Below are 21,963 nucleotides of genomic sequence, written 5' to 3' on the forward strand. Positions count from 1 at the left end.
TGCATGGGGAAATCGATTCTTCAGACCTTCATCGACTGGACTGGCAAGATTGGGCTCCACTACGAGTTCCTGGCCAGCGGCTATGAATCGCAGATCTGGCGTGGTGGTTTCATCACCACGCTTTATCTGATTGTGCTGCTCATTCCGATCAGCCTGCTTTTTGGCCTGATTTTTGCCGCCATGCTGACGTCCGGCCGCAAGGCCTTGTCCGCGCCGGTCAGAGCTTTCATCGAAGTCACCCGCAATACGCCGACACTGGTGCAGCTGATGTTCAGCTTTCTCGTGCTGAACACGCTCGTTTCCAATGGGCTCGGCGGTGCGCAGCATAATCCTTTGACGCCGTTCTTCTGGGTGGTCGCGGTCGTTGGGCTGCATGTGGCAGCGCTTCATGCCGATGCGCTTCGCGCCGGCATCGAGGCGGTGCCGGAGCAGACGGTGGAGGCAGCCCGCGCGATCGGCTTCACCCGCCTGCAGATCCTGCGCTTCGTGGCCATACCGCTTGCCGTCAGGGCCTCGCTGCCGGCAATCGTCAACAACATGATCAATCTGGTGAAGCTGACCACCGTCGGCAATGCGATCGCGGTGAGCGAGATCACCTATGCCTCGATCATGGTCTGGACGCAGCGCGACAACGTCGTCGAGCTGATGATCGTCATTCTGCTGTTCTTCAGCGCCATCAATCTTGCGGTAGCCAGGATCGGGAGCTGGGTCGAGAAGCGGCTCGCTGTGCCGGGCTTCGGGGTCGGCACATGAGCGTCGCAAAACTCTCCTCCGCTCCTTCGAGCAACTGGTTGGTCTGGGCGTTTGGCGCTCTGGTCGTGGCGGCTGTCGTTTGGCTGCTTGCCGATCTCTCGCTGCTGCATGTGCTGATCGAATGGCTGCCCTACCTCGGCAGCGGCTTCCTGATGAATATCCTCATCAGCCTACTCGCCATGGCGGGTGGGACCTTATTGGGCGTGGCGCTCGGCATTCTCGAGCTGACGCCGCTGAAGATCGTCCGCTATCCGGTCGTTCTCTATGTGCAGGTCTTCCGCAACGCGCCGCACTTGGTGCTGATCTTTGCTACGACCTATATCTTTCCTTTCGAAATCGTCGTGTTCGGCCACTACCTGCCCTTTCCCGACTGGCTAAAGGCGGTGATCGGACTTGCCATTCCGGCCAGCGCCTATGTCGCCGAGATCACGCGCGGGGCCATCCAATCGATCCCGACGACGCAATGGGAAGCGTCAAAGGGGCTCGGCTTTTCCCGGCTGCAGGCGCTGCGCTGGATCATCCTGCCGCAATGCGCCCGCCGCTCGCTGCCACCCTGGATGAACCTCTTTGCCTCGATCACGATGGCGAGCGCGCTCGCCTCGCTGGTCGGCGTGCATGAGTTGCTGCATGCCGCGACAGACGCCAGTACTGCCGTGCGCCGGTTGGATTTTACCGTACTCGCCTATTTAGTAGTGATGACGGCTTTCTTTGCCCTCTGCTATCCCATTTCCAGCCTGACGCGCCGCCTCGAGCGTCGCCTCAAAGCATAAGGAGCCGGCATGAGCCAAGCTCAGACCAATCCGATCGTCGAACTGGCCAACGTGCATCTCGCCTTTGGATCCACCGAGGTCCTGAAAGGCATCGACCTGACGGTCGCCCGGGGACAGACTGTTTCGATCATCGGTCCGTCCGGATCCGGCAAATCGACGATCCTGCGCTGCATCAACGCGCTGGTTGCGCCACAGACCGGACACATTACGGTCAACGGCATGCGCGTCGATCAGATGCGCAACGAGGCCGAGCGCATCAAGCTGCGGCAGAAGATCGGGATCGTCTTCCAGCAGTACAATCTCTTCCCGCATCTGTCCGTGCTCGACAACATCACGATCGCGCCGATCCGCATCCTCGGCGTCGATCGGGCAGAGGCCGAACGTCACGCCAGGGATCTTCTGGCGCGCGTGCGCCTATCCGAAAAGGCGCAGATGTTTCCGGGGCAGCTTTCCGGCGGGCAGCAGCAGCGCGTGGCGATCGCGCGGGCTCTTGCGATGCGGCCGGATCTCGTCCTGTTCGACGAGGTAACCTCCGCGCTCGATCCTGAAACCGTCGGTGAGGTGCTTGCCGTCATTCGCGATCTCGTCAAGGAGGGCATGACCAGCATCCTCGTCACGCATGAAATGCGCTTTGCCGAAGAGATCAGTGATGTCGTTGTTTTCACCGAGAACGGCCTGATCGTTGATCAGGGGTCTCCGGAGGATATCTTCCAGAAGTCCACGAATGCGCGTATCCGCCGTTTCGTCAACGGACTTGCCGGCGGGCGTGCCTCGCTGGAAGACGGCGAAGGCATCTGAAGGGATCGATGATGGAAAAGACCTTTCCGCTGACCACAGCTTTCGCCGAGGCCATCGTATCAGCCGAACCGCTGAGCGATGGAGCCGCCGTTGCGGCGGCACGCAAGGCGATCGTCGATTGGCTGGCCTGCGCTTTCGGCGGCGCATCCGATCGCACGACGCGCATCCTGCTGGAGCAGCTGCCGGCGGGTGCGGGCGAGGCCGTCATTATCGGGCAGGGGCGTCGCACCGATGCGCTGACGGCGGCGTTGATCAATGCCCATGCCGGCCATGTGCTCGATTATGATGATGTGCATGCCAGCGTCCGAGGTCATCCGACGACGGTCATCGTGCCTGTGCTGCTTGCGCTGGCATCGGAAGAGCGCCTGTCGGCCGACCGATTGATCGCCGGCTATATCGTTGGTCTGGAAGCCATGGCGCGCCTCGGCCTCTCGCTCGGGATGCGCCATTACGAGAACGGTTTCCACGCGACCGCGACGCTCGGCACCATCGGCGCTGCGGCGGCCGTTGCCCACGTACTTGGCTACTCGGTCGCCGAGACTGCCACCGCACTGGGACTTGCCGCCACCCATTCGAGCGGCCTGCGCCTGCAGTTCGGCCATGATGCCAAGCCCTATCACGCCGGCATGGCGGCTCGCTCGGGCCTGCTGTCGGCCAGGTTTGCCAAGGCCGGCTTTGGCGGCGCCAGGGATTTCCTCGACAATCCGATCGGCTTCTTTTCGGCCTTCGCGTTTGGCGAAGAGCGGCCGCGGATGGCGGTGGAGGGATGGGGTTCGCCATGGCAGATCGTCGCTCCGGGTCTGACGCTCAAGGCGTTCCCATGCTGCACCGCAAGCCATCCCGTCGGCATGATCGGTCTTCAGCTTCATGGGGAAAAACTGGATGCCGGATTGATCGACGAAGTCGTCCTCACCTTTCCGCCGGGCGGTGATGCGGCGCTGGTCGTCACAACCCCTACCACTGGCATCGATGCCCGCTTCAGCGCCGAATACGTCTTTGCCACGGCATTGGTTGATGGTGCGCTGAAGATCAGCCATTTCGGTGAGACGCCGGTGCGCGACGACCTGATTGCGATCGCGCGGCGTGTTCGCCGCCGGCACGATGAGGCGGCCCCGCGCATGTCGAGCGATCCGAAGACACGTTTCGTGATTGCCGAGATCAAGCTCAAGGACGGAAGCCGTCTGGTCCGCGAGTTCAAGGGCTTGCCGGGCTTGAGCGATGCGACCGAGAAATTCCGCGATGCGACCGATAACCATCCGTCCGTATCGGCTATTCCCGATCTTGTGAGGACGATGCGCAGCGAGGACGATCTTCATCGCCTTATCGCGCTTTTGGCCCACAGTCTGAATTGATCTTCTTCCAAGAAACGCAAGGCATGTATCCATGAGCACGACACGCAAGATCCATCTCGGCCTTTTCCTGCAAGGTGCTGGCCATCACGTGTCCGGCTGGCGCCACCCGGAGGCGGAAGCCGGCAGCGAGAACTTCGATCTCCTGCGCCGGGTCGCGCAGATTGCCGAGGCTGCCAAGTTCGACATGCTGTTCCTGGCCGACGGCCTGACGAGCGGCCTCGATGCCCATCCGTCGATGATCGCCCGTTTCGAGCCGCTGACCCTGCTTGCCTCGCTCGCCATGGTCACTGACAAGATCGGCCTTGCGGCGACCGCGTCGACCACCTACGGCGAACCCTACCATCTGGCTCGCGCCTTTGCCTCGATCGATCATCTGAGCCATGGTCGCGCCGCCTGGAATATCGTGACGACGTCCTATGCGCGCACGGCCGCCAATTTCTCCAAGAGCCACCCGGAGCATGACGAGCGCTATGCGGTGGCCGAAGAGTTCGTCGACGTCGTGCGTGGCCTCTGGGACAGCTGGGCAGACGATGCCTTTCCGAAGGACAAGGAAAGCGGCGTCTATGCCGACCCCGCCAAGGTGCGCATGCTCGATCACGCCGGCAAATATTATTCGGTCAAGGGTCCTCTCAACATCCCGCGCTCGCCGCAGGGCCATCCGATCCTGATCCAGGCCGGATCCTCGGGTCCAGGCCAGGATCTTGCCGCCCGCACTGCCGATATCGTCTTCACCGCCCAGCAGAGCCTCGACGAGGCGCAGGCCTTCTACAAGAGCCTGAAGAGCAGGGTGGTCGGCTTTGGGCGCAGCCCCGATGACGTCGCCGTCATGCCGGGCTTCCTGCCTGTCATCGGCAGGACCGTTGCCGAAGCGCGTGAAAAGCTCGACGTGCTAAACCGCTGGACTGACATCAAGAGCGCCATGCCGCTGCTGGAAGAACGGATTGGCCATAGTCTGGCCGAGTATGATCTTGATGGCCCGCTGCCCGACCTGCCGATCTCGGATCAGCTGCGCAGCCGCGCCGAGCTTTTGACCGAGCTTGCCCGCCGCGAAAAGCTGACGATCCGCGAACTGGCGCTGCGCGTTGCGGCCGGCCGCGGCCATCACATCGTGCTCGGCACGGCCGAAGAGATCGCTGACCGCATGCAGCTATGGTTCGAAAGCGGCGCTGCGGACGGTTTCAACGTCATGCCGCCATTCTTCCCGGCCGGCCTTGAGGATTTCACGCGCGAGGTTGTGCCGATCCTGCAGGACAGAGGCCTCTTCCGCCGCGAATACGAAGGTACGACGCTACGCGATCATCTCGGTCTCACACGGCCTGCTTGGGCGTGACGGTCGCCGAGGCATAAAGCCTCGGCTCCAGGTTACATCGACAAATCAGGCATAGAGGCCAAACTGCGCGTTATGCAGTCGGGCATAGGCGCCGCGACGGGCCAGTAGCTCATCATGCGAGCCCTGCTCGATAATCCCATTGTCGCCCATGACGATGATGCGGTCCGCATTGCGGATGGTCGACAGCCGGTGCGCGACGACCAGCGTCGTGCGGCCTTTCGCCAGCTCCAAAAGCGCCTGCTGGATCGCATATTCCGTCGCCGTATCCAGCGCCGAGGTCGCCTCATCGAGGATCAGGATGGGCGGATCCTTGAGGAATATGCGGGCAATCGCCAGGCGCTGCTTCTGTCCGCCCGAAAGTTTGACGCCGCGCTCGCCCGTCGGCGTATCGAGCCCAGCGGGCAAGGACCGGACGAACTCGTCGAGCGAAGCGCGCTGCAACGCCTTCATGATGTCCTCGTCTGTCGCGCCGAGCCTTCCATAGGCAATATTCTCGCGAATGGTCGAGCCGAACAGGAAGACGTCCTGCTGCACGATGCCGATCTGGCTGCGCAGCGAGGCCTGGGTCATGTCGCGGATATCGACGCCATCGATGGTGATGCTGCCAGCCGTCACGTCGTAAAAGCGTGGCAGCAGCGAGCAGATGGTCGTCTTGCCAGTGCCGGAGGCGCCGACGAATGCCACGGTCTCGCCAGCCGCGATCGTCAGATTGAGATCCTTGAAGATCGTGGTCTGATCGGAATAGCCGAAGGCGACGCTGCTATAGGCGATATCGCCCTTCAGATGGTCAACCGCAATCGCATTTGGTCTGTCGGCAAGGTCCGGTTCCGTGTCGATCAAGGAGAGGAAGCGTTTGAAGCCGGCAATGCCTTTGGGATAGGTCTCGATAACAGACGTGATCTTGTCGATCGGGCGGAAGAAGACGTTGATCAGCAACAGGAAACTGACGAAGCCGCCATAGCTCAGCTCTCCCGATATGACAAACCAGGTTCCTGCCATCATGACGACGAGCTGCACCAGGCGCGTGCTGAAATAGCTGAGCGCAATGCTCGCCGTCATATAGGCATAGCCATCGAGCTTGGTCGCCTTGTAATCCTCGTTGTCGCTGGCAAACAGCTGGCTTTCGTATCTCTCATTGGCGAAAGCCTTGACCACGCGGATGCCGCCTACGGTTTCCTGCATCCGCGTATTGAAGTTGCCGACCTTGCCGAACAGGCTGCGCGAATTCACGGTCATCTTGGAGCCGTAGCGGCTGACCAGCCAGGTCATGAACGGCACGATGGTCGTCGTCAGCAGCGCGAGCTTCCAGTGCACGCTGAACATCAGCAGGAAGGCGCCGACGAAGGTCATGATCGCGATGAACAGGTCCTCGGGGCCGTGATGGGCGATTTCGCCAACTTCCTCGAGATCCTTGGTGACGTGGGTGATCAGGTGACCGGTGCGGTTGTTGTCGAAATAGCGGAAGGAGAGCTTCTGGATATGGTCGAAGGCTTGGCGGCGCATATCGGACTCGATCGAAATGCCGAGCGCATGGCCCCAATAATTGACCACTGCCGAGAGGCCGGTGTTCATCGCGTAGACGACAAGCAGCAGCGCGGCGGTGCCGAAGATCAGGCCCCAGTCACGGCTTGGCAGCAGCTGATCGATGAAAAGCTTGACCGCCAAAGGAAAGCCGAGTTCCAGCAGGCCGGCAAGCACGGCGCAGCCGAAGTCGAGGAAAAACAGCTTTCTATAGCGCGCATAATAGGAAAAGAAGCGACGAAGCATGAATGCCCTCCATGGGCACTGAGGAGGATATGAAAGGACAAGAAGGGACTGAACAGCAGCCCGAATTCGGCGTCGCCGTTCAGCGCTAGTGGGTGCTGAAATTTCTCATCTGGCGATCCTCCTGCTTGAGTCGCAGGATTTATATAATCCACGCGTGCATCGGTGTCACTCCATAAACAAGGGGTGGCGGAGCTCTATCTCAAGAAGTGAGCGTTGCGATCTACTAGAGGCTTGATGCCTCATGTGAGCCCAAGCGCGCGATGACATCAGTGCGGGTCGGCGCCCCTGATCGCCCTCCAAATGCCTCGCATTTGATAGCCGCAGCTATGGAAGAAAGCTGGATGGCCTCCGCGGGCGTTTTCCCCTCGGCGATGGCAAGAGCGAAGGCGCCGTGGAAGATGTCGCCGGCGGCCAGCGTGTCGACCGCCCTTATGGGAATTGTCGGGCTGTGTCTGACGTCATTGCTGTGATCGTCGCACCAGAAGCTGCCGGCCGCACCCGCCGTGACGCAGATGAAGGAATGGCCGAACCTTCGCTTCAACAGACGCACCATCTCAGCGAAATCTTCGATTCCGGTGAGGCGTTGTGCTGCGGGTTCGGAAAAGACGATGTGAGTGGCTTCAGGCGCCAACCGCTCGATGATGCCATCCGGCGCGACATCGCCGTCGAGGATGGCTGGCTTACCCATGCTTCTTGCCGCTTTCAAAACCCTCAGCGCCAATGCCGGCCAGCGGACATCGACGAGGACGGCATCGACGTCGGCCAAATCTTCCGGCGTGAAGGCTTTCGTCATGTGGTGCAGTTTCGGATCGTAGAAAGGGACGATCAGCCTTTCCCCGTCGTCATCGATCAGAATTGTCGAGACAGCGGAGCGGGTGCCTTCGACGCACAGCATGCCTCCGGTGACAATCCCGGCACTCGCGAGTTCGCGAATGATCCGTTCGCCGGTCTCGTCATTGCCGACGGCTCCCCATAGGCTCGCCTTGCCGCCGAGGCGTGCGACTGCATAAGCAGCACTCGAGGCCATGCCCTCGGCAATCTGCAGCATATCATACGGCAGCACCTTACCCTGGCCGGTTGGAAGCGTGTGGACGCGAAAGAGGGTGTCGAGAACCGCGGCGCCGACACAGAGGACATGCTTCGGGGCGCCCGCCGGCGGATCGAAAACAGATGAGGACGTCAAGGCCGCTTCCCGCTCCCTATGTCTGCGGATGCCAGGAACGGAATGCTGTCAAAAGGAAGGTAGGTCATTTGACGGCACCGGCGGTCAGGCCCGCGATGATCTGCCGTTGTGCGAACATTGTGAGGACAAGGACCGGCAGCGTCACGATCAAGGCGGCGGCCGCAAGCGGTCCCCAGCTCACCTGTTCGAAGGAGAGCATGTTGTAGACGGCGACAGGCAGCGTCCGGGTTTCGCGGCTGGCAAGCACGATGCCGAAGACGAAGTTGTTCCAGGAGAAGATGACCGAGAGGATGAAGGCAACGACGATGCCGGGCCGCGCGATCGGCAAGGCGATGAGGCGAAAGACCTGCCAGGGGGTGGCGCCATCGATGCTTGCGGCCTCCTCCAATTCCATCGGGGTGGTCTCGAAATAGCCGATCATGATCCAGACGACGATCGGTACGGTGACGACGAGATGGATGATGATTTGCGGCCAGAGCGTTCCCAACAGATTGAGCCATTGGAATAGCAGAAACAGCGGAATGAGGAAGGAAAGGCCCGGCGTCATGCGGGCGATCATGATGACGATCGCGGATTTTTCCGCCTTCAGCCGCGCGATGCCATAGCCTGCCGGCACGCCGATGATGAGCGCGAGCAGGGTGGCCGCACCCGTCACCAATACCGAGTTCCAGAAGTAGAGGAAGAAGTTGTTTTCCTGGAATACCTGGACGTAGTTCGACCAGGCGAAGCGATCCGGGATGAGGATCGGCGGATAGGCGCCGTTGTCGATCTCGTATTTCAGCGACAGCGAGATCATCCAGAGGAAGAACAGGACGACCGGCGAAACCATGACCAGGGCCACGAAGAGTAGGCCGATGCGGTTGAGTGTCGAGCGTTTCATGTCAATGCCCCTCCGCGTCGGTCCATTTTGTGCGCTGGCGCATCATCAGAAGCATGAAGGAGAGCGCGACGATGACGATGAAGAACACCACCGCCATGGCCGAGCCGTAGCCGATGTCGTAATAGGCAAAGGCGGTGTTGTAGAGATAGATGTTGATGGTCTCGGACGCCGTTCCCGGGCCGCCTTGCGTCATTGCATAGATGATGTCGAAGCTCTTGATCGCATCGATGCCGCGGATGATGACGGCGATCATCAGGAAGGGTGATATCATCGGCAGCGTCAGATAGCGGAACTTCTGCCAGGCGTTGGCGCCGTCGATCTCGGCGCTCTCATAGGGTTCGCGCGGCACGGAGGCGAGACCCCCGAGCACGATCAGCATGACCAGCGGCGTCCATTGCCAGACCTCGACCAGAACGAGCGAAGGAATGACGCTCACCTGATTGTAGATCCATTCCTGCGGCCCAATGCCCACAAGCGACAGCAGGTAGTTGAGCACGCCGAGCTGCGGATGAAACATCATCGTCCAGACCAGCGCCACGGCGACCGGCGTCGCCATCATCGGCATGACGAAGACGCCGCGCAGGAAGCCGCGCAGCGGAAAATTCGTATCGAAGATCAGGGCCGCCAGCGTTCCGAATATCAGCGGAGCGACGACGGAGAGTACGGTATAGAGGACCGTGTGCCAGAGCGATTCCCAAAAGCGCAGATCGGTCGCCAGCCGGACGTAGTTGTCCCAGCCGATGAAGCTCTGCGATTGGCCGAGCGTCCACTTGTTCACGCTCATCCACAGGGTGAAGACCCAGGGGAAGACGATGACGGCGGCGATCACGATCAGTGCGGGAATGACGAAGGGCCAATAATTTGGAACAAGCCTTTTCGGCTTGCTCCTCTTCTCAGCCTTCGTCGCCCTCGTATCTTCGATGCTCACGGAGGCCATTATCCCTCGCTTCGTGCCAGTACCGGCTCGAATTGCGCCGTTGCCGTTTTCAGTTCGCTTGCCGGGTCGGCGCCGCCGATCATGTTGGTCAGCGCCACGCCATAGATGTCGCGAAATTCCGTGACCGGAATGATGACGGGCAGGGCGAGCTGCGAGACCTTGGCGGAGCCGGCGACAGCGTCCAGCCATGGGCCAGGCATCTTGACGCCCTCGCGGACCTTCTGATCCTCCAGAATGGACTGGCGGAACGGAACGCCGGCGCCGGCCTGCAGCAGGCGTGCGCCCATGTCATGGGAGATCGCCCATTGGCAGAAGAGATAGGCGGCTTCCTTTTTCTGGCTGGCGGCGGTCACGCCGATACCGTCGCCGGTGGTTGCCGCAGCCTGCGCGCTCGGTCCCTTCGGCATGACGCCGTAGCCGACCTGGCCGACCACGCGGGACTTTTCCGGATTTTCGATCGGCGGCGCGAAGCCGACGCCATCGAGCCACATGCCGATCTTGCCCTGCAGGAAGGCCGACTGTGCCTCGGCCCAGTTGAAGCCGGAAACGCCGGGAGGAGCCGATTTCGTCATCAGGCGCTGATAGAGCGTCGCAGCGTCCACTGCTCCCTGCGATGTCGTCTGCAACTTGCCGTCGGCCGAGAGCGGCGTTGCGCCATAGCCGAGCATGAAGGTCGTCCAGACCGGCGCATTGGCATTCTTCAGGCCGCGGGCGACGAAACCGTAGGTATTGGTCGACTTATCGGTCAGCGCCTCCGCGGCTTTCGCCATGTCCTCGAAGGTTTCGGGATAGGCAAGGCCCTTCTTTTCGAACAGGGTCTTGTTCCAGTAGACGATCCAGTAGTCCACCGAGAAGGGCAAGGAGCGCATGACGCCGGCGGGGTCCTTGGCGAATTTCAGGCCGGCCTCGGCAAAATCGCTTTCCGTGAGCGACGGATCGGTCAGCGACGGGTCCTTCAGGAAGCCGCTGATATCGGCAAGCCAGCCGCCTTTTTCGAACTGCCGTTTCTGGACGTGATAGCTCAGATGGACGACGTCGAAGCTTGGCTTGCCGGTGCTGAGTTCGATCGTCGTCTTCTGGCGCTGCTGCTGCTCAGGCGTCGCCTCGGCGTTGACCTTGATCCCCGTCAGCGCTTCGAACTCGCTCAGATATTTGAGGATCGTGTCGCTGCGCGGGCTTTTGATCAGGTTGACTTCGAGCGTCGTGCCGGAAAAGCGCTTCCAGTCGACGGCCGCCGATGCGGAGCGCACGCCCAGAAGGCTTGCCGCTCCAAGGGCAGCCGTGCCGGCCATGAAGCCGCGACGCGTCGGATTGAAAAATGATGATGACATCCTGTTCCTCCTCCTTTGGCCGAAAATCTCCTCATTTGCGGCCTTGTTTATTCAAATCTTCAATGCGCGGTCCCGTGCTCCGTTGATGTGGGAAGCGAGAGCGGCAACCGCCTCCTCGGCCGAGCGTCGCTGGATCGCTTCGAGCACTTTCAGATGTTCGTGCATCACGGGGCCCACATGTCCGTTGATGCGGAACCTGTCCTGGCTGATCAGGCGCATCTTGATGGAATTGACCCGGTAGGCGTTCGAAATGATGGTATTGCCGAGTGCGTCGATGAAGGCGTCGTGCATGCCCCAATCGACCGACTGCGCATGCAATTCGAGCTCCGGCGACGCGTCGCCGGCCCGGATGGCGTCGGCGATGTCGCGATGTTCCTTCATAAGCTTGGCAATCGTCTCGTCCGAAGCCGAATAGGTGAAAAGTGCGACCGCTTCCTTCTCCAGGAAGATGCGAAGCTGGAAGGCCTCGCGGATGAGGTCGAGATCGATGTGGGCGATCTGCAGCCCGCGCTGTGGAACCGTCTTGATCAACCCTTCCGCCTCCAGTCGGGGGATCAGCTCGCGGATCGCTCCGAGCGTCAGTCCCGTCAGCTCGACGAGCCGTCGCTGCGAGATGAACTGGCCCGGCCGAACGTCGCGCGCCAGCAGATGGCGCGTGAAGCTCTCATAGGCCTTCTCTCTCAACGTCGGCTGTTCGCCAGTTCCATCCATCGGCGGCTCCGGGCAGTTCGGCTAGGCGGCCTTAGCGCGAAACAAGGCGCCGAAGACAGCAAAGAGCTTGTCACAATCGTCCTTGCTCATTGGCACAAGGGGCGGGCGCACGGCAAGCCAGCTTTCGTCACCCGTCATGCGGGCGAGGATCGCCTTGATGGACGGGATGACGGGATAGTGCAGCAACTCCCCAACGAAACGTTCGACATTGGCATCATCGATACCCTTTTCCGCCATGGCCTGCACTTCGCGGGGAAGCAGGTTCGCCATGCCGGAGATGGCGCCCTGTCCGCCGAGACGTACCCCGCGGGCTAGATGCCGCTCATCGCCAATGAGAATAATGAGAGCGCCATGGGTCTTCAGCAGTGTTTCGGTATAGGGCCAGTCGCCGGAGGAATCCTTGACGCCGACGACGGTATCCGGAAAGGCGGCGCGCAGACGGCCGACGAGAGAAATGGAGAGCGGCACCATCGTCACGGAAGGAATGTTGTAGACGATCACGTCGCGTGCATGTGTGCCCAGCATGGCGAAGACGGCCGCGAACCACTTGAAAAGCCCATCGTCGCTGACGTTCTTGAAATAGGAGGGGGGTGCCAAAAGAATGTTGCGGACACCATGTGCAAGAGCCTCCCTTGCCTGCGCGGCAGCATCCTCGGCTGCATCGACCAACACACCCATGACGATCTGCGAGGGAGCGATGCCTGCAGCCATCATCGCAGCCAGCACCTGCTGGCGCTCTTGCATGCCGATCGAGGCGCCTTCGCCGGTTGTGCCGAAAAGGGTGACGCTCTTGCAACCATTGGAAAGGCAGTGCCTGGCCTGCGCGATCACGCCCGAAACGGCAATCTCGCCATCGGCGTCAAAGGGCGTTGCCAAGGCGGCCGACAGGCCAAAACTCTCTCTCATCCAATCCTCCCGATCTTGTGAGATCAGGCGTATCACGCTGACATGTTAGTTGTAAAGCAAAGTTTGGTCAGTTGGTCATGGCTGAGTTTCACTTTGTGAATAAGCATGCGAATACCAGCGCCGACTATACGAATTCGGCCAGGGATTTCGGCGATCCGATTTGTGAGCAGCAGGAGGCGCGTCGGAAAGTAAGGTTTCCCACGCCTGCCGCGATGCGGCTAGCGCGCTACTTCTGAACGGGCACGTAGTCGAGCCCGCCGTCGATCCGCGACGGTCTGCCGTCGAGGAAGAGTTCGCCAATGCGTGGCGCCGAGCGGGCGATCACCTTGCCGCCCTTGATGACGGCCAGACGATTGGGCTTCAGGCGCAGCGCCTCCACCGTGTCGACCGCCTGCAGCATCACGAGATCGGCGTTGCAGCCCTTTTCCAGCCCGTAGCCTTCGAGGCCGAGCGTTTTGGCGGAGTTCACAGTCAGCGCGTCGAAGATTTTCTTCTTGTCCTCGATGCCGGCCATCTGGGCCACATGGATCGCCATGTGACCGACTTCCAGCATGTCGCCCGAGCCCATCGAGTACCAGGGATCCATCACGCAATCATGGCCGAAGGAAACGTTGAGGCCGGCGTCCATCAGTTCGCGCACGCGCGTCATGCCGCGGCGCTTCGGATAGGTGTCGTGCCGGCCCTGCAGCATGATGTTGATCAACGGATTGGGGATGACGTTGATCCTCGCTTCCGCCATCAGCGGGATGAGTTTGGAGACATAGTAATTGTCCATCGAATGCATCGAGGTCAGATGCGAGCCGGCGACCCGGCCCTGTAGGCCGAAGCGAATGGTTTCGGCCGCCAGCGTCTCGATGTGGCGTGACATCGGATCGTCGGTTTCGTCGCAATGCATATCGACGGGAAGGCCGCGGTCGGCGGCAATCCTGCAAAGCGCTTCCACCGAGGCCTTGCCTTCGTCCATTGTGCGCTCGAAGTGCGGGATGCCGCCGACGATGTCGACGCCCATGTCGAGGGCGCGCGCCAGCGACGCCACACCGTCCTTGGCGCGATAATAGCCATCCTGCGGGAAGGCGACGAGTTGCAGGTCGATATAGGGCTTCACCTTCTCCTTGACCTCGAGCAGCGCCTCGGCCGTCACCAGCTTCGGGTCGGAGGTATCGACATGGCTGCGGATGAAGAGCAGACCTTGCGTCACGGCAAGGTCGCAATAGCGCAGAGCGCGCTCAACAAGCTCTTCCTTCGTGACGATCGGACGCAACTCTCCCCAGAGGGCGATGCCTTCCAGAAGCGTGCCTGACACATTCATGCGCGGCAGGCCGAGCGACAGGGTCGCGTCCATATGGAAATGCGGATCGATGAAGGGCGGGCTCACCAGCCGATTGGTCGCATCGATCTCGTCCTTCGCCTCGGCGGCAATCGAGGCTTCGATGGTGGCGATCTTGCCATCCTTCACCGCGATATCGAAGCCCTTGCGGCCATCTGGCAGATTGGCTTTGCGAATGATCAGGTCGAACATGAAAAGCTCCTCGGATTATCTTTCGCCGCGGCGGTAGGGCTGCATCAGTGCCTGCGGCACACGGGCGCGCCGGCTCATGACGGCGAGCGCAACGATGGATAGGATATAGGGTGTCATCAAAAAGATCTGGTAAGGCACGCCCTGCACTGCAGTCTGCAAGCGTAGCTGGAAGGCATCGAAGAAGGCGAAAAGCAGCGCTCCGAACAGCGCTCGACCCGGCCGCCACGACGCAAAGACGACGAGCGCGATGCAGATCCAGCCGCGCCCCTGCACCATGGTTGGAAAGAAGCTGTTGAAGGCCGAAAGTGTCAGGAATGCACCGCCCATTCCCATCAAGGCGCTGCCGGCAACAACGGCGCCGTAGCGAACTTTCATCGGGTTGACGCCCTGGGCTTCGGCGGCATGCGGATTTTCGCCTGTCATCCGGATGGCAAGCCCGACCGGCGTGCGAAAGATGATGTAGGCCATTACGAGCGCCAGGAGGATCGCAAGATAAGTCGGCGCGGTCTGCGTGAAAAGGGCAGGGCCGATGAAGGGCAGGGTCGAGAGCCCCGGAATAGCGATCGGCTGGAACGGCGTGATCGTCGGCGGCGTCCCGGCGACCGGCACGATCAGCCGGAAGACATAATAGCTGAAGCTGGAGGCGAAGAGCGTCACACCAAGGCCGGACACATGCTGCGACAGGCCGAGCGTCACCGTCAGCGCCGAATGCAGCAGGCCGAAAATGCCGCCGGCGAGCGCGGCGATCAGAAGTCCGGTCCAGAGATCGGCGCCGTGATAGACCGAGAGCCAGCCGATCATTGCGCCGAAGGTCATGATGCCCTCGATGCCGAGATTGAGGACGCCGGCGCGCTCGCACAGGAGCGCTCCGAGCGTGCCGAAGATCAGCGGCGTGGCTATGCGCAGTACGGCTGCCCAGAGCCCGGCGGAAGCGATGATGTCGACCAGCGTGCTCATCGGCGGATCCTGTATTGCGTGAAGAACAGCGCGATCAGCATGGTCAGCAGCGACAAGGCAACCGTGACGTCAGCGATATAGGTGGGAATGCCGAGGCTGCGGCTCATCCCATCGGCGCCCACGAACATCATCGCCGTGAAGATCGCGGCCAGCACCACGCCGAGCGGATTGAGATTGGCAAGCATGGCGACGACAATACCGGCATAGCCGAAACCCGGCGACAGATCCGTCGTGACATAACCCTTGACGCCCAGCACCTCGATCGCGCCGGCAAGGCCCGCGAGGCCGCCCGAAAGGCAGGCGACCTTGACCAGCGTCGATCCAAGCCGGACGCCGGCAAAGACGGCACCCGACGGATTGAGGCCGGCGGCACGAGACTGCATGCCGAAGACGGTGCGTGACTGGATGAAATAGACGAGTGCTGCAAGCGCGATGGCGATCGCAAAACCGATATGCAGGCGGGAGCGGGCGATCAGTTTCGGCAGCATGGCATGATCGACGACGGCCTGGGATTGCGGCCAGCCGAAAGCGGTCGGATCCTTCAGCACGCCATCGATCAGCATGGACACGAAAAGCACGGCGATGAAATTGAGAATGAGGCTGGTAACGACCTCATCGACGGAAAAGCGAAGTCTCAGCCACAGGGGAATGAGGATCAATACCATGCCGGCAATGGCGCCGATGACCAGAAGCAGCGGAATCAGGATCGGAGCCGGCAGGCTGGCGAGCAGTTTCGAGCCAAAGGCTGCGACCGCGATCGCGCCGAAATAGAACTGTCCCTCGGCGCCGATATTCCAAAGGCGGGCGCGAAAGGCGACTGCGGCCGCCAGCCCCGTCAGGATCAGCGGCGTCGCGCGTGTCAACGTCTCGGTCGCGGAAAGCCGCGAGCCGAAGGCACCCATCAGGATGCGCCAATAGGCTTCGAGAACGGGCGCGCCGGCAATGGCGATGAGTATCCCCGCCAGCGCCAGAGCCGCGACGATCGCCAGCAACGGCGCGAGGACCATCATGTAAAGAGGGCGATGTTCGCGCCGTTCAAACCGCATGGCCGGCCTCGCTCCCGCTTTTCCATTCTCCGGCCATCATCAACCCCAACGCGCGCGCATTCGCCTCGTCCGCATCGATGGGCGCTGAGAGCTTGCCGCCGACGATCGCCTGAATGCGGTCGGCCAGGGCAATGACTTCATCCAGGTCCTCAGAAATCAGAAGCACGGCCGTGCCCTGCCGGCGCGCCTCCAATATGCGGCCGTGAACGGCCGCCACCGCCCCTTCGTCCAGGCCGCGTGCCGGCTGGGCGGCGACAAGGACGCGCGGCCGTTCATGTAGATTGCGGCCGAGGATCAGCTTCTGCATGTTGCCGCCGGACAGAAGCCGGGTGCGGCTCGCCGGGTTGCCGACGCGCACATCGAATGTATCGATGATCTCCTGCGCAAAGGCCATGCCGGCCCTGCGGTCGACCAGCCCGTGCTTCGAGAAAGATGGCAGGCGCTCCAGCACGGCATTTTCCCAGATCGCCATTTCGCCGATCGCGCCGTCCCGGTTTCGGTCTTCGGGAATACGCCCGATGCCGGCGCCAATGATCTCGGCCACATCTGGATTATCGATGGGCTCGCCAAAGAGCAGAAGCTCGCCTGCTGTGCGGGCCAGCGTGCCGGACAAGATTTGTCCCAGCGCCGCCTGGCCATTGCCGGATACGCCGATAATGCCGAGAATCTCGCCGGCGCGCAGGCGGAAACTGATCTTCTTCAATCGCTCGACATCGCCGATCTTCACGGTGATATCGCGCGCCTCCAGCGCAATTTCGCCCGGCGTGCTCGCTTCGCGGGTTGGCCGAGTGACCCGGTGGCCGACCATGAGTTCCGCAAGCTCCGCCTTGTTGGTCTCGGTCGCCCGTCGTTCGGCCTCAACCTTGCCGCCACGCAGGACGACGATACGATCGGCTGTCGCCATGACTTCATCGAGCTTATGCGAGATGAAGATCAATGACAGGCCCTGTGCTGCCATCTCCTTCAGCGTTGCGAACAGCCGTTCCGCTTCGATTTGTGTGAGCACTGCCGTCGGTTCGTCGAGGATCAGGATACGCGCATCGTTATAGAGCGCCTTCAGGATTTCCACTCGCTGTTGCTCGCCGACCGAGAGGTCACCGAGGCGTGCGTCCGGATCGACCTTCAGGCCGAAGCGCTCGGCAATCGCCATCAGTTTCTTGCGCGCGGCTCCGGTCTGCGATCGCAGGGACCAGAGCGTCTCCGTGCCGGTCATGACGTTTTCGAGCACGGTCAGATTGGGTGCGAGTGAAAAATGCTGGTGCACCATGCCGACCCCGGCGCGAATTGCGGCGCGAGGCTTGCCGCGCGGCAGCTCGGCGCCATCGACAAGGATGCGCCCGGAGTCCGGCACATAATGGCCGAAGAGAATGCTCATCAGTGTCGTCTTGCCGGCACCGTTCTCCCCGAGCAGGGCGACAATTTCGCCTTTGGCGAGCGTCAGCGAGATATTGTCATTGGCAACGGTATTGCCGAACCGTTTGCTGACACCTTCGATCGTCAGAACAGGCGTGTTCATGCGGCCAGCCCCGCGATCGGATGGCGGTGTTGCCAGCGCCCATCGGCTTCAAGCTGAGCCGCAAGCGAGAGAAGCAGCGCGTCTTCGCCCATCGGCGCCACGAGCTGGATCGGCAATGGCAGGCCATTGGCATCGGCGCCGAAGGGAAGCGTAATGGCCGGAAAGCCGGAGACGTTGGCAAGCGACGCAAGCGGCGCGAAAGCCGTCATCCGCTCGAGATGCAGGTCCGTATCGCCATGATCCGTTGGAAAGGATCCTATCGGTGGAGCTGCCTTAGCCAGCATCGGCATGACGATGACATCGACCTTCTCGAAGAGGTCCCACAATGTGCGGCTTGCTCTTACCGCGCCATTGAGGGCGCTCCAAAGTGCCGTCGCCGGCATGGCGCGTCCGCGCATGATGAAGGCCTGCGTCATTGCCTCTGTCGCCAGAATATCCAGTTTGAGGTCGTCCATCAGGCCAGCGATATTGACGGAAACGATGTGGCCGAAGGCGCGGGCGCCGGCTGCGACCGCTTCGTCGACATCAGCCCAGGCGAGCGGGACAAGCCGGTGCCCCTGCTTTTCGAGGAAGCCGGCGGCCGCTTCGACCGCCTCCAGCCGATCGGCCGCGGTCGGGTAACGCTCGCCGGTATCTGCGAGCAGACCGATGCGAAGGCTCCCCGGCTTGGCGGCAGGCTCCGCGATGTCGGCAAAGGGTCCCTTCGTCATGCCGCGCAGGGCAGCGAAGATTCGGGCTGTATCGCGTACGGAACGGGTGATGGCAAGCTCGCTGGCAATGCCGCCGAGATGATTGCCGAAGGCCGGGCCGGCGGGCATAGCACCCCGGGTCGGCTTCAGGCCAACCAAGCCGCAGCACGCGGCAGGCACGCGGATCGATCCGCCCGCGTCCGTGGCATGGGCAATCGCCACGATGCCGGCGGCAACGGCGGCCGCCGCACCGCCGGAGGAACCGCCTGCGGTGCGGCTCGGATCCAACGGATTTCGGCAGATCGGACCCATGGCCGGCTCGGAGGCGAGCGATAAGCCGAACTCGGGGCTGGTGCTCAGCCCGAACGCGCAGAGGCCAGCCTCGCGAAATCGTCTTGCCAGATCGCTGTCGGCCTCACTGCCTTTACGCTCGAAAAGACGTGAGCCGGCCGTCACCTGCAGCCCTGCAAAGGGGCCACCGAGATCCTTGGCGATGGTCGGCACGCCCGCGAATGATCGCGCCGCAAAACGCTCGGGCCGCTCCAACGCTTCTCCATCCATCACTTGCGCGGCAGCAAGACCCATCCCGGCGTCGAGATAGGCTATGGCACCGAGATCCTCATGGACTGCGCAAGCGGCAAGAGAGGCCTGCATGGCTTCCGTGCAGGTGAGCTTGCCGGATTTGATGGCGTCGGCGAGGTCCGTGGCGTCGGCCGATGACGGGCTGCTCATGACCAGGCCGAATTACTTCGGCTGATCCATCATCTTCGGCACTTCAAAAGTGCCGGCCTTGATGTCGGTGCGGACCTTCTCCATCGCGGCTTCGGCGTCCGCCGGCGCGACACCCTTGACGTAGACGATATCGCTGCCGCCTTCCTTCATAAGGCCATAGGCCGTGTAGCTGCGGCCGACCGGCTTGCCGGCGGCGGCATCGGCGATGGCGGCATTGAGAATGGGACGGAAGTACCACATGGCGTTGGCGAAAACCGTGTCCGGATAGCGCGGCGTGTAGTCGATGAGCGACCCCACGGATTTGATGTGGCGCTCCTTGGCGGCGTCGGCTGTGCCGATGCGCTCGCCGAAGAGAACGTCGGCGCCCGCATCGATCTGCGCAAGGCCTGCCTCGCGCGCCTTGGGTGGATCGAAGAAGGTGCCAATGAAGGAGACCAGATGCTTGCAGTCGGGATTGACCGCCTTGACGCCTGCTGCAAAGGCGTTGATCAGCATGTTGACCTCGGGGATCGGGATCGCGCCGACGGAGCCGACGACGTTGGATTTGGTCATCTTGCCCGCCAGCATGCCGGCGAGATAGGCACCGTCATGGTTCCATGTGCCGAAGACGCCGAAGTTGCTGCCGGCCGCTTCGCCGCTCGATCCAAGCACGAAGGCCGTGTCCGGGTAGTCTGCGGCGACCTGGCGTGCTTCCTTCTCCACCGCATAAGCCTCGCCGATAATCAGCTTGTTGCCCTGCTCGGCATATTCGCGCATGGCGCGAGGATAATCGGTGCCCGAAACGCCTTCGGAAAAGACGTATTCGATAACACCCTCCTTGGCCGCGTCCTGGAGCGCCTTGTGAAGACAGGAATTCCAGGCGTTTTCGACGGGAGAGGCATGAATGCCGGCCACTTTGAGCGGCGCGGCGGCACGAGCGGCCGGCGCAAGCGCGCTTACCCCCAGCGCGATGCCCGAAGCGATGACGGCACGACGTGACAGTATGATTTCATTGGTCATTTTTTTGATCCCCTGCTTTTTGATCATTTGGTAAAAATCATAGGTGGGGGCTAAAAATGTGTCAAGCAATCGGCATGCTTAAATAATATGCGCGCAACCAGCGCCTTCTTGTCACGATCAGTTTCCGACCCTCTGAGACAGCTTATATCCACCCGGCACTGTGGTATCCGATGGGACGGCCGACGCGAGTAAAGTCAGCCAGTTATATGCTCGATCATATGGGCAATGGCGGCACGATAGCGCGCCGCGTCCCCGCCGGCATCCACGGCGAGGGCCGCACGATCAAACGCGGCAGAAAGAATGTCTGCCAATGCATCGACGGGAATGCGCGAGCCGTTCCCCGGGCCGAGCGCGGCTTCAAGGCCATGTTTCAAGGTGAGGGCGGTGGTTTCCTCGTCCAGCTGCTTCATTTCCACAAAGCCAAGCACGGTCGGTCCCTCGATCAGGAGAAGCCTGGTGCGGCCGACAACCCGCATCGCGTCGAGATAAGCGTTGCCGCCGGCAATCAGCGCGTCGAGCGGCGCGAGGCGCTTCGGGGCGGCCCGCTCTATCTCACGAGTCACCGCAAGGGCTTCCTCCCGCACGACGGCGCGAAACAGCGCGCGCTTGTCTTCGAAATGATGATAGAGCGCGCCGCGGGTGATGCCGGCCGCGGTGACGATCTCCGGCGTCGATGTTTCGGCATAGCCCTTTTCCACGAAGAGCGTCCGCGCGGCTGCGATCAGCGCCGCCTTGGTCTTCTCGGTTCTTTCCCGATTGGAGCGATAGTCTTGCATGCATGCAGCCTGTATGTTATTTGCTGAAATACAGGCAGACTGTATGTTATTTTAAGGGAGATGGGAAGCATGAAGGTGACGAGCTATTATCCTGTCATCATGACGGAGCGCGTTGAGGAGACCGCAGCCTTCTACATCGAGCATTTCGGTTTCCAGCAAAATTTCGCCAGCCACTGGTATGTGCATCTGCAGTCAGCGCAGGACAGTGGTATCAACCTTGCCATCCTGGACGGGCGGCACGAGACGATCCCGGCGGAAGGGCGTGGTCGGGTCGCCGGGCTATTGCTTAATTTCGAAGTGGAAGATGTGGACGCTGTTTATGAGCGCACACGCGAAGCCGGCCTGCCGATCCTTCTTGCCATACGCGACGAAGCTTTCGGTCAACGCCATTTCATTACCGCCGATCCGAATGGTGTGCTGATCGACATCATCAAGCCTATACCGCCGAGCGCCGAGTTTGCGGCGCTCTATGCGGATGACGCCTTGCCGAAGGGGGAATAGGGCGGGTAAACCGCAATGTATAAAATCCGTCGAAGCAATTCTATCTTTCGTTAACTAGGTCATTTCACTCAATGTTTTCAGTTTTTGTGCAACAAAGCGAAACAAAGGTAGGTGACCCATGCAAGAGCTTCCAGTTTCGTCAAAGATCATTAAATCCGTCTTCTTCCGCCCCGATGACGGGCGCCTTTTCATTCGCTTCAAGAATGGCGAGGAGCGCCAGTTCACCGGTGTGCCGCAAAAGGCTGTGGCCGCCATGGTGAAGGCACCTTCGCCCGGCCAGCACTATATCGAGCATATCCGCACGCAGTTCGAGCGCGTCGCTTAGGCTTTCCTGCCGGTATGGACGATGGAACCATGATGCGTTCGCCGCTTCATGAGCGTGGTACTCTCGGTGGACTTCTTTCGGATGGCAAAGCATGGGCTGCCGCCTGTTGGCGGCCAATGCTTCCATAGCGCTCTTGCCGACTTTTCGCCGAAACCTGCATTGATAAACGCTGAGTTGCACTATCT

21 protein-coding genes are annotated in these 21,963 nt (G+C 61.4%); 7 read left to right on the forward strand and 14 right to left on the reverse strand.

Annotated elements, in window-relative coordinates; all coding sequences use genetic code 11:
- Positions 1 to 3 precede the first annotated feature (3 nt).
- The 5 genes from AB8B29_RS21590 to AB8B29_RS21610 are packed head-to-tail and all read left to right on the forward strand — an operon-like array spanning position 4 to position 5,003.
- The gene (locus tag AB8B29_RS21590) at positions 4 to 753 is read left to right on the forward strand and encodes an amino acid ABC transporter permease (protein WP_112440356.1); all 750 of its coding nucleotides are present in this window, start codon (positions 4 to 6) and stop codon (positions 751 to 753) included.
- Entirely contained in the window at positions 750 to 1,523 is a 774-nt protein-coding gene (locus AB8B29_RS21595) for an amino acid ABC transporter permease (RefSeq protein WP_112440354.1), read from the forward strand. The genes AB8B29_RS21590 and AB8B29_RS21595 overlap by 4 nt, the downstream gene beginning before the upstream one ends.
- A 9-nt stretch (positions 1,524 to 1,532) precedes the next feature.
- Complete coding sequence (locus AB8B29_RS21600) at positions 1,533 to 2,321, forward strand: amino acid ABC transporter ATP-binding protein (RefSeq protein WP_037192185.1); 789 nt, start codon at positions 1,533 to 1,535, stop codon at positions 2,319 to 2,321.
- Positions 2,322 to 2,332: 11 nt separating this feature from the next.
- On the forward strand, positions 2,333 to 3,673 hold the full coding sequence (locus tag AB8B29_RS21605; protein WP_037193136.1) for an MmgE/PrpD family protein: 1,341 nt from the start codon (positions 2,333 to 2,335) through the stop codon (positions 3,671 to 3,673).
- Between the two features lie 31 nt (positions 3,674 to 3,704).
- A complete protein-coding gene (locus AB8B29_RS21610) occupies positions 3,705 to 5,003 on the forward strand; it encodes an LLM class flavin-dependent oxidoreductase (protein WP_092573570.1) in 1,299 nt (432 codons plus the stop codon).
- 45 nt (positions 5,004 to 5,048) lie between these two features.
- Here AB8B29_RS21610 and AB8B29_RS21615 read toward each other — a convergent pair whose 3' ends face one another.
- From AB8B29_RS21615 to AB8B29_RS21680, 14 genes are all read right to left on the reverse strand, one after another.
- The gene (locus AB8B29_RS21615; RefSeq protein ID WP_037192180.1) at positions 5,049 to 6,770 is read right to left on the reverse strand and encodes an ABC transporter ATP-binding protein; all 1,722 of its coding nucleotides are present in this window, start codon (positions 6,768 to 6,770) and stop codon (positions 5,049 to 5,051) included.
- Between the two features lie 223 nt (positions 6,771 to 6,993).
- Complete coding sequence (locus AB8B29_RS21620) at positions 6,994 to 7,953, reverse strand: sugar kinase (RefSeq protein WP_037192177.1); 960 nt, start codon at positions 7,951 to 7,953, stop codon at positions 6,994 to 6,996.
- Positions 7,954 to 8,017: 64 nt separating this feature from the next.
- Positions 8,018 to 8,833, reverse strand: coding sequence for a carbohydrate ABC transporter permease (locus AB8B29_RS21625; protein ID WP_037192174.1), 816 nt, complete (start codon positions 8,831 to 8,833; stop codon positions 8,018 to 8,020).
- A 1-nt stretch (position 8,834) separates the two neighbouring features.
- Entirely contained in the window at positions 8,835 to 9,770 is a 936-nt protein-coding gene (locus tag AB8B29_RS21630) for a carbohydrate ABC transporter permease (protein ID WP_037192172.1), read from the reverse strand.
- Complete coding sequence (locus AB8B29_RS21635; protein WP_037192170.1) at positions 9,770 to 11,101, reverse strand: ABC transporter substrate-binding protein; 1,332 nt, start codon at positions 11,099 to 11,101, stop codon at positions 9,770 to 9,772. Before AB8B29_RS21635 ends, AB8B29_RS21630 begins: the two co-directional genes overlap by 1 nt.
- Positions 11,102 to 11,152: 51 nt before the next feature.
- A complete protein-coding gene (locus tag AB8B29_RS21640) occupies positions 11,153 to 11,812 on the reverse strand; it encodes a GntR family transcriptional regulator (protein WP_037192168.1) in 660 nt (219 codons plus the stop codon).
- 21 nt (positions 11,813 to 11,833) lie between these two features.
- A complete protein-coding gene (locus AB8B29_RS21645; protein WP_037192166.1) occupies positions 11,834 to 12,718 on the reverse strand; it encodes a dihydrodipicolinate synthase family protein in 885 nt (294 codons plus the stop codon).
- A gap of 226 nt (positions 12,719 to 12,944) precedes the next feature.
- Positions 12,945 to 14,237, reverse strand: coding sequence for an amidohydrolase family protein (locus AB8B29_RS21650; protein ID WP_037192163.1), 1,293 nt, complete (start codon positions 14,235 to 14,237; stop codon positions 12,945 to 12,947).
- Between the two features lie 15 nt (positions 14,238 to 14,252).
- On the reverse strand, positions 14,253 to 15,194 hold the full coding sequence (locus tag AB8B29_RS21655) for an ABC transporter permease (RefSeq protein ID WP_037192161.1): 942 nt from the start codon (positions 15,192 to 15,194) through the stop codon (positions 14,253 to 14,255).
- Positions 15,191 to 16,240 (reverse strand): ABC transporter permease, encoded by a 1,050-nt coding sequence (locus AB8B29_RS21660; RefSeq protein ID WP_037192159.1) that lies wholly within the window; start codon positions 16,238 to 16,240, stop codon positions 15,191 to 15,193. Before AB8B29_RS21660 ends, AB8B29_RS21655 begins: the two co-directional genes overlap by 4 nt.
- Positions 16,230 to 17,756 carry an ABC transporter ATP-binding protein gene (locus AB8B29_RS21665; protein ID WP_439006710.1) on the reverse strand — a complete coding sequence of 509 codons (1,527 nt, stop codon included), beginning with the start codon at positions 17,754 to 17,756 and terminating at the stop codon, positions 16,230 to 16,232. Before AB8B29_RS21665 ends, AB8B29_RS21660 begins: the two co-directional genes overlap by 11 nt.
- Positions 17,753 to 19,177: an amidase gene (locus tag AB8B29_RS21670; protein WP_439006711.1), complete on the reverse strand. Its 1,425-nt coding sequence runs from the start codon at positions 19,175 to 19,177 to the stop codon at positions 17,753 to 17,755. The genes AB8B29_RS21665 and AB8B29_RS21670 overlap by 4 nt, the downstream gene beginning before the upstream one ends.
- Positions 19,178 to 19,189: 12 nt before the next feature.
- The gene (locus AB8B29_RS21675) at positions 19,190 to 20,176 is read right to left on the reverse strand and encodes a BMP family protein (protein ID WP_037193134.1); all 987 of its coding nucleotides are present in this window, start codon (positions 20,174 to 20,176) and stop codon (positions 19,190 to 19,192) included.
- A gap of 194 nt (positions 20,177 to 20,370) precedes the next feature.
- Positions 20,371 to 20,952 carry a TetR/AcrR family transcriptional regulator gene (locus AB8B29_RS21680; RefSeq protein ID WP_037192153.1) on the reverse strand — a complete coding sequence of 194 codons (582 nt, stop codon included), beginning with the start codon at positions 20,950 to 20,952 and terminating at the stop codon, positions 20,371 to 20,373.
- 69 nt (positions 20,953 to 21,021) lie between these two features.
- Here AB8B29_RS21680 and AB8B29_RS21685 point away from each other — a divergent pair, with 69 nt between their 5' ends.
- Together AB8B29_RS21685 and AB8B29_RS21690 are read left to right on the forward strand one after the other, a co-directional pair.
- Positions 21,022 to 21,453, forward strand: coding sequence for a VOC family protein (locus tag AB8B29_RS21685; RefSeq protein WP_037192151.1), 432 nt, complete (start codon positions 21,022 to 21,024; stop codon positions 21,451 to 21,453).
- 118 nt (positions 21,454 to 21,571) lie between these two features.
- Positions 21,572 to 21,778, forward strand: coding sequence for a KTSC domain-containing protein (locus tag AB8B29_RS21690; RefSeq protein WP_034506791.1), 207 nt, complete (start codon positions 21,572 to 21,574; stop codon positions 21,776 to 21,778).
- Positions 21,779 to 21,963: the final 185 nt, after the last annotated feature.

The organism is Rhizobium sp. 11_C7_N12_5 (assembly GCF_051811145.1).
Classification (GTDB): Bacteria; Pseudomonadota; Alphaproteobacteria; order Rhizobiales; family Rhizobiaceae; genus Rhizobium; species Rhizobium lusitanum.

Coding starts and splice junctions, on each gene's coding strand:
- AB8B29_RS21675 (WP_037193134.1), bottom strand. CDS start 20,176: ATGACCAATGAAATCATACTGTCACGTCGTGCCGTCATCGCTTCGGGC.
- AB8B29_RS21665 (WP_439006710.1), bottom strand. CDS start 17,756: ATGAACACGCCTGTTCTGACGATCGAAGGTGTCAGCAAACGGTTCGGC.
- AB8B29_RS21685 (WP_037192151.1), top strand. CDS start 21,022: ATGAAGGTGACGAGCTATTATCCTGTCATCATGACGGAGCGCGTTGAG.
- AB8B29_RS21635 (WP_037192170.1), bottom strand. CDS start 11,101: ATGTCATCATCATTTTTCAATCCGACGCGTCGCGGCTTCATGGCCGGC.
- AB8B29_RS21625 (WP_037192174.1), bottom strand. CDS start 8,833: ATGAAACGCTCGACACTCAACCGCATCGGCCTACTCTTCGTGGCCCTG.
- AB8B29_RS21640 (WP_037192168.1), bottom strand. CDS start 11,812: ATGGATGGAACTGGCGAACAGCCGACGTTGAGAGAGAAGGCCTATGAG.
- AB8B29_RS21590 (WP_112440356.1), top strand. CDS start 4: ATGGGGAAATCGATTCTTCAGACCTTCATCGACTGGACTGGCAAGATT.
- AB8B29_RS21615 (WP_037192180.1), bottom strand. CDS start 6,770: ATGCTTCGTCGCTTCTTTTCCTATTATGCGCGCTATAGAAAGCTGTTT.
- AB8B29_RS21670 (WP_439006711.1), bottom strand. CDS start 19,177: ATGAGCAGCCCGTCATCGGCCGACGCCACGGACCTCGCCGACGCCATC.
- AB8B29_RS21645 (WP_037192166.1), bottom strand. CDS start 12,718: ATGAGAGAGAGTTTTGGCCTGTCGGCCGCCTTGGCAACGCCCTTTGAC.
- AB8B29_RS21595 (WP_112440354.1), top strand. CDS start 750: ATGAGCGTCGCAAAACTCTCCTCCGCTCCTTCGAGCAACTGGTTGGTC.
- AB8B29_RS21650 (WP_037192163.1), bottom strand. CDS start 14,237: ATGTTCGACCTGATCATTCGCAAAGCCAATCTGCCAGATGGCCGCAAG.
- AB8B29_RS21630 (WP_037192172.1), bottom strand. CDS start 9,770: ATGGCCTCCGTGAGCATCGAAGATACGAGGGCGACGAAGGCTGAGAAG.
- AB8B29_RS21610 (WP_092573570.1), top strand. CDS start 3,705: ATGAGCACGACACGCAAGATCCATCTCGGCCTTTTCCTGCAAGGTGCT.
- AB8B29_RS21605 (WP_037193136.1), top strand. CDS start 2,333: ATGGAAAAGACCTTTCCGCTGACCACAGCTTTCGCCGAGGCCATCGTA.
- AB8B29_RS21680 (WP_037192153.1), bottom strand. CDS start 20,952: ATGCAAGACTATCGCTCCAATCGGGAAAGAACCGAGAAGACCAAGGCG.
- AB8B29_RS21660 (WP_037192159.1), bottom strand. CDS start 16,240: ATGCGGTTTGAACGGCGCGAACATCGCCCTCTTTACATGATGGTCCTC.
- AB8B29_RS21690 (WP_034506791.1), top strand. CDS start 21,572: ATGCAAGAGCTTCCAGTTTCGTCAAAGATCATTAAATCCGTCTTCTTC.
- AB8B29_RS21655 (WP_037192161.1), bottom strand. CDS start 15,194: ATGAGCACGCTGGTCGACATCATCGCTTCCGCCGGGCTCTGGGCAGCC.
- AB8B29_RS21600 (WP_037192185.1), top strand. CDS start 1,533: ATGAGCCAAGCTCAGACCAATCCGATCGTCGAACTGGCCAACGTGCAT.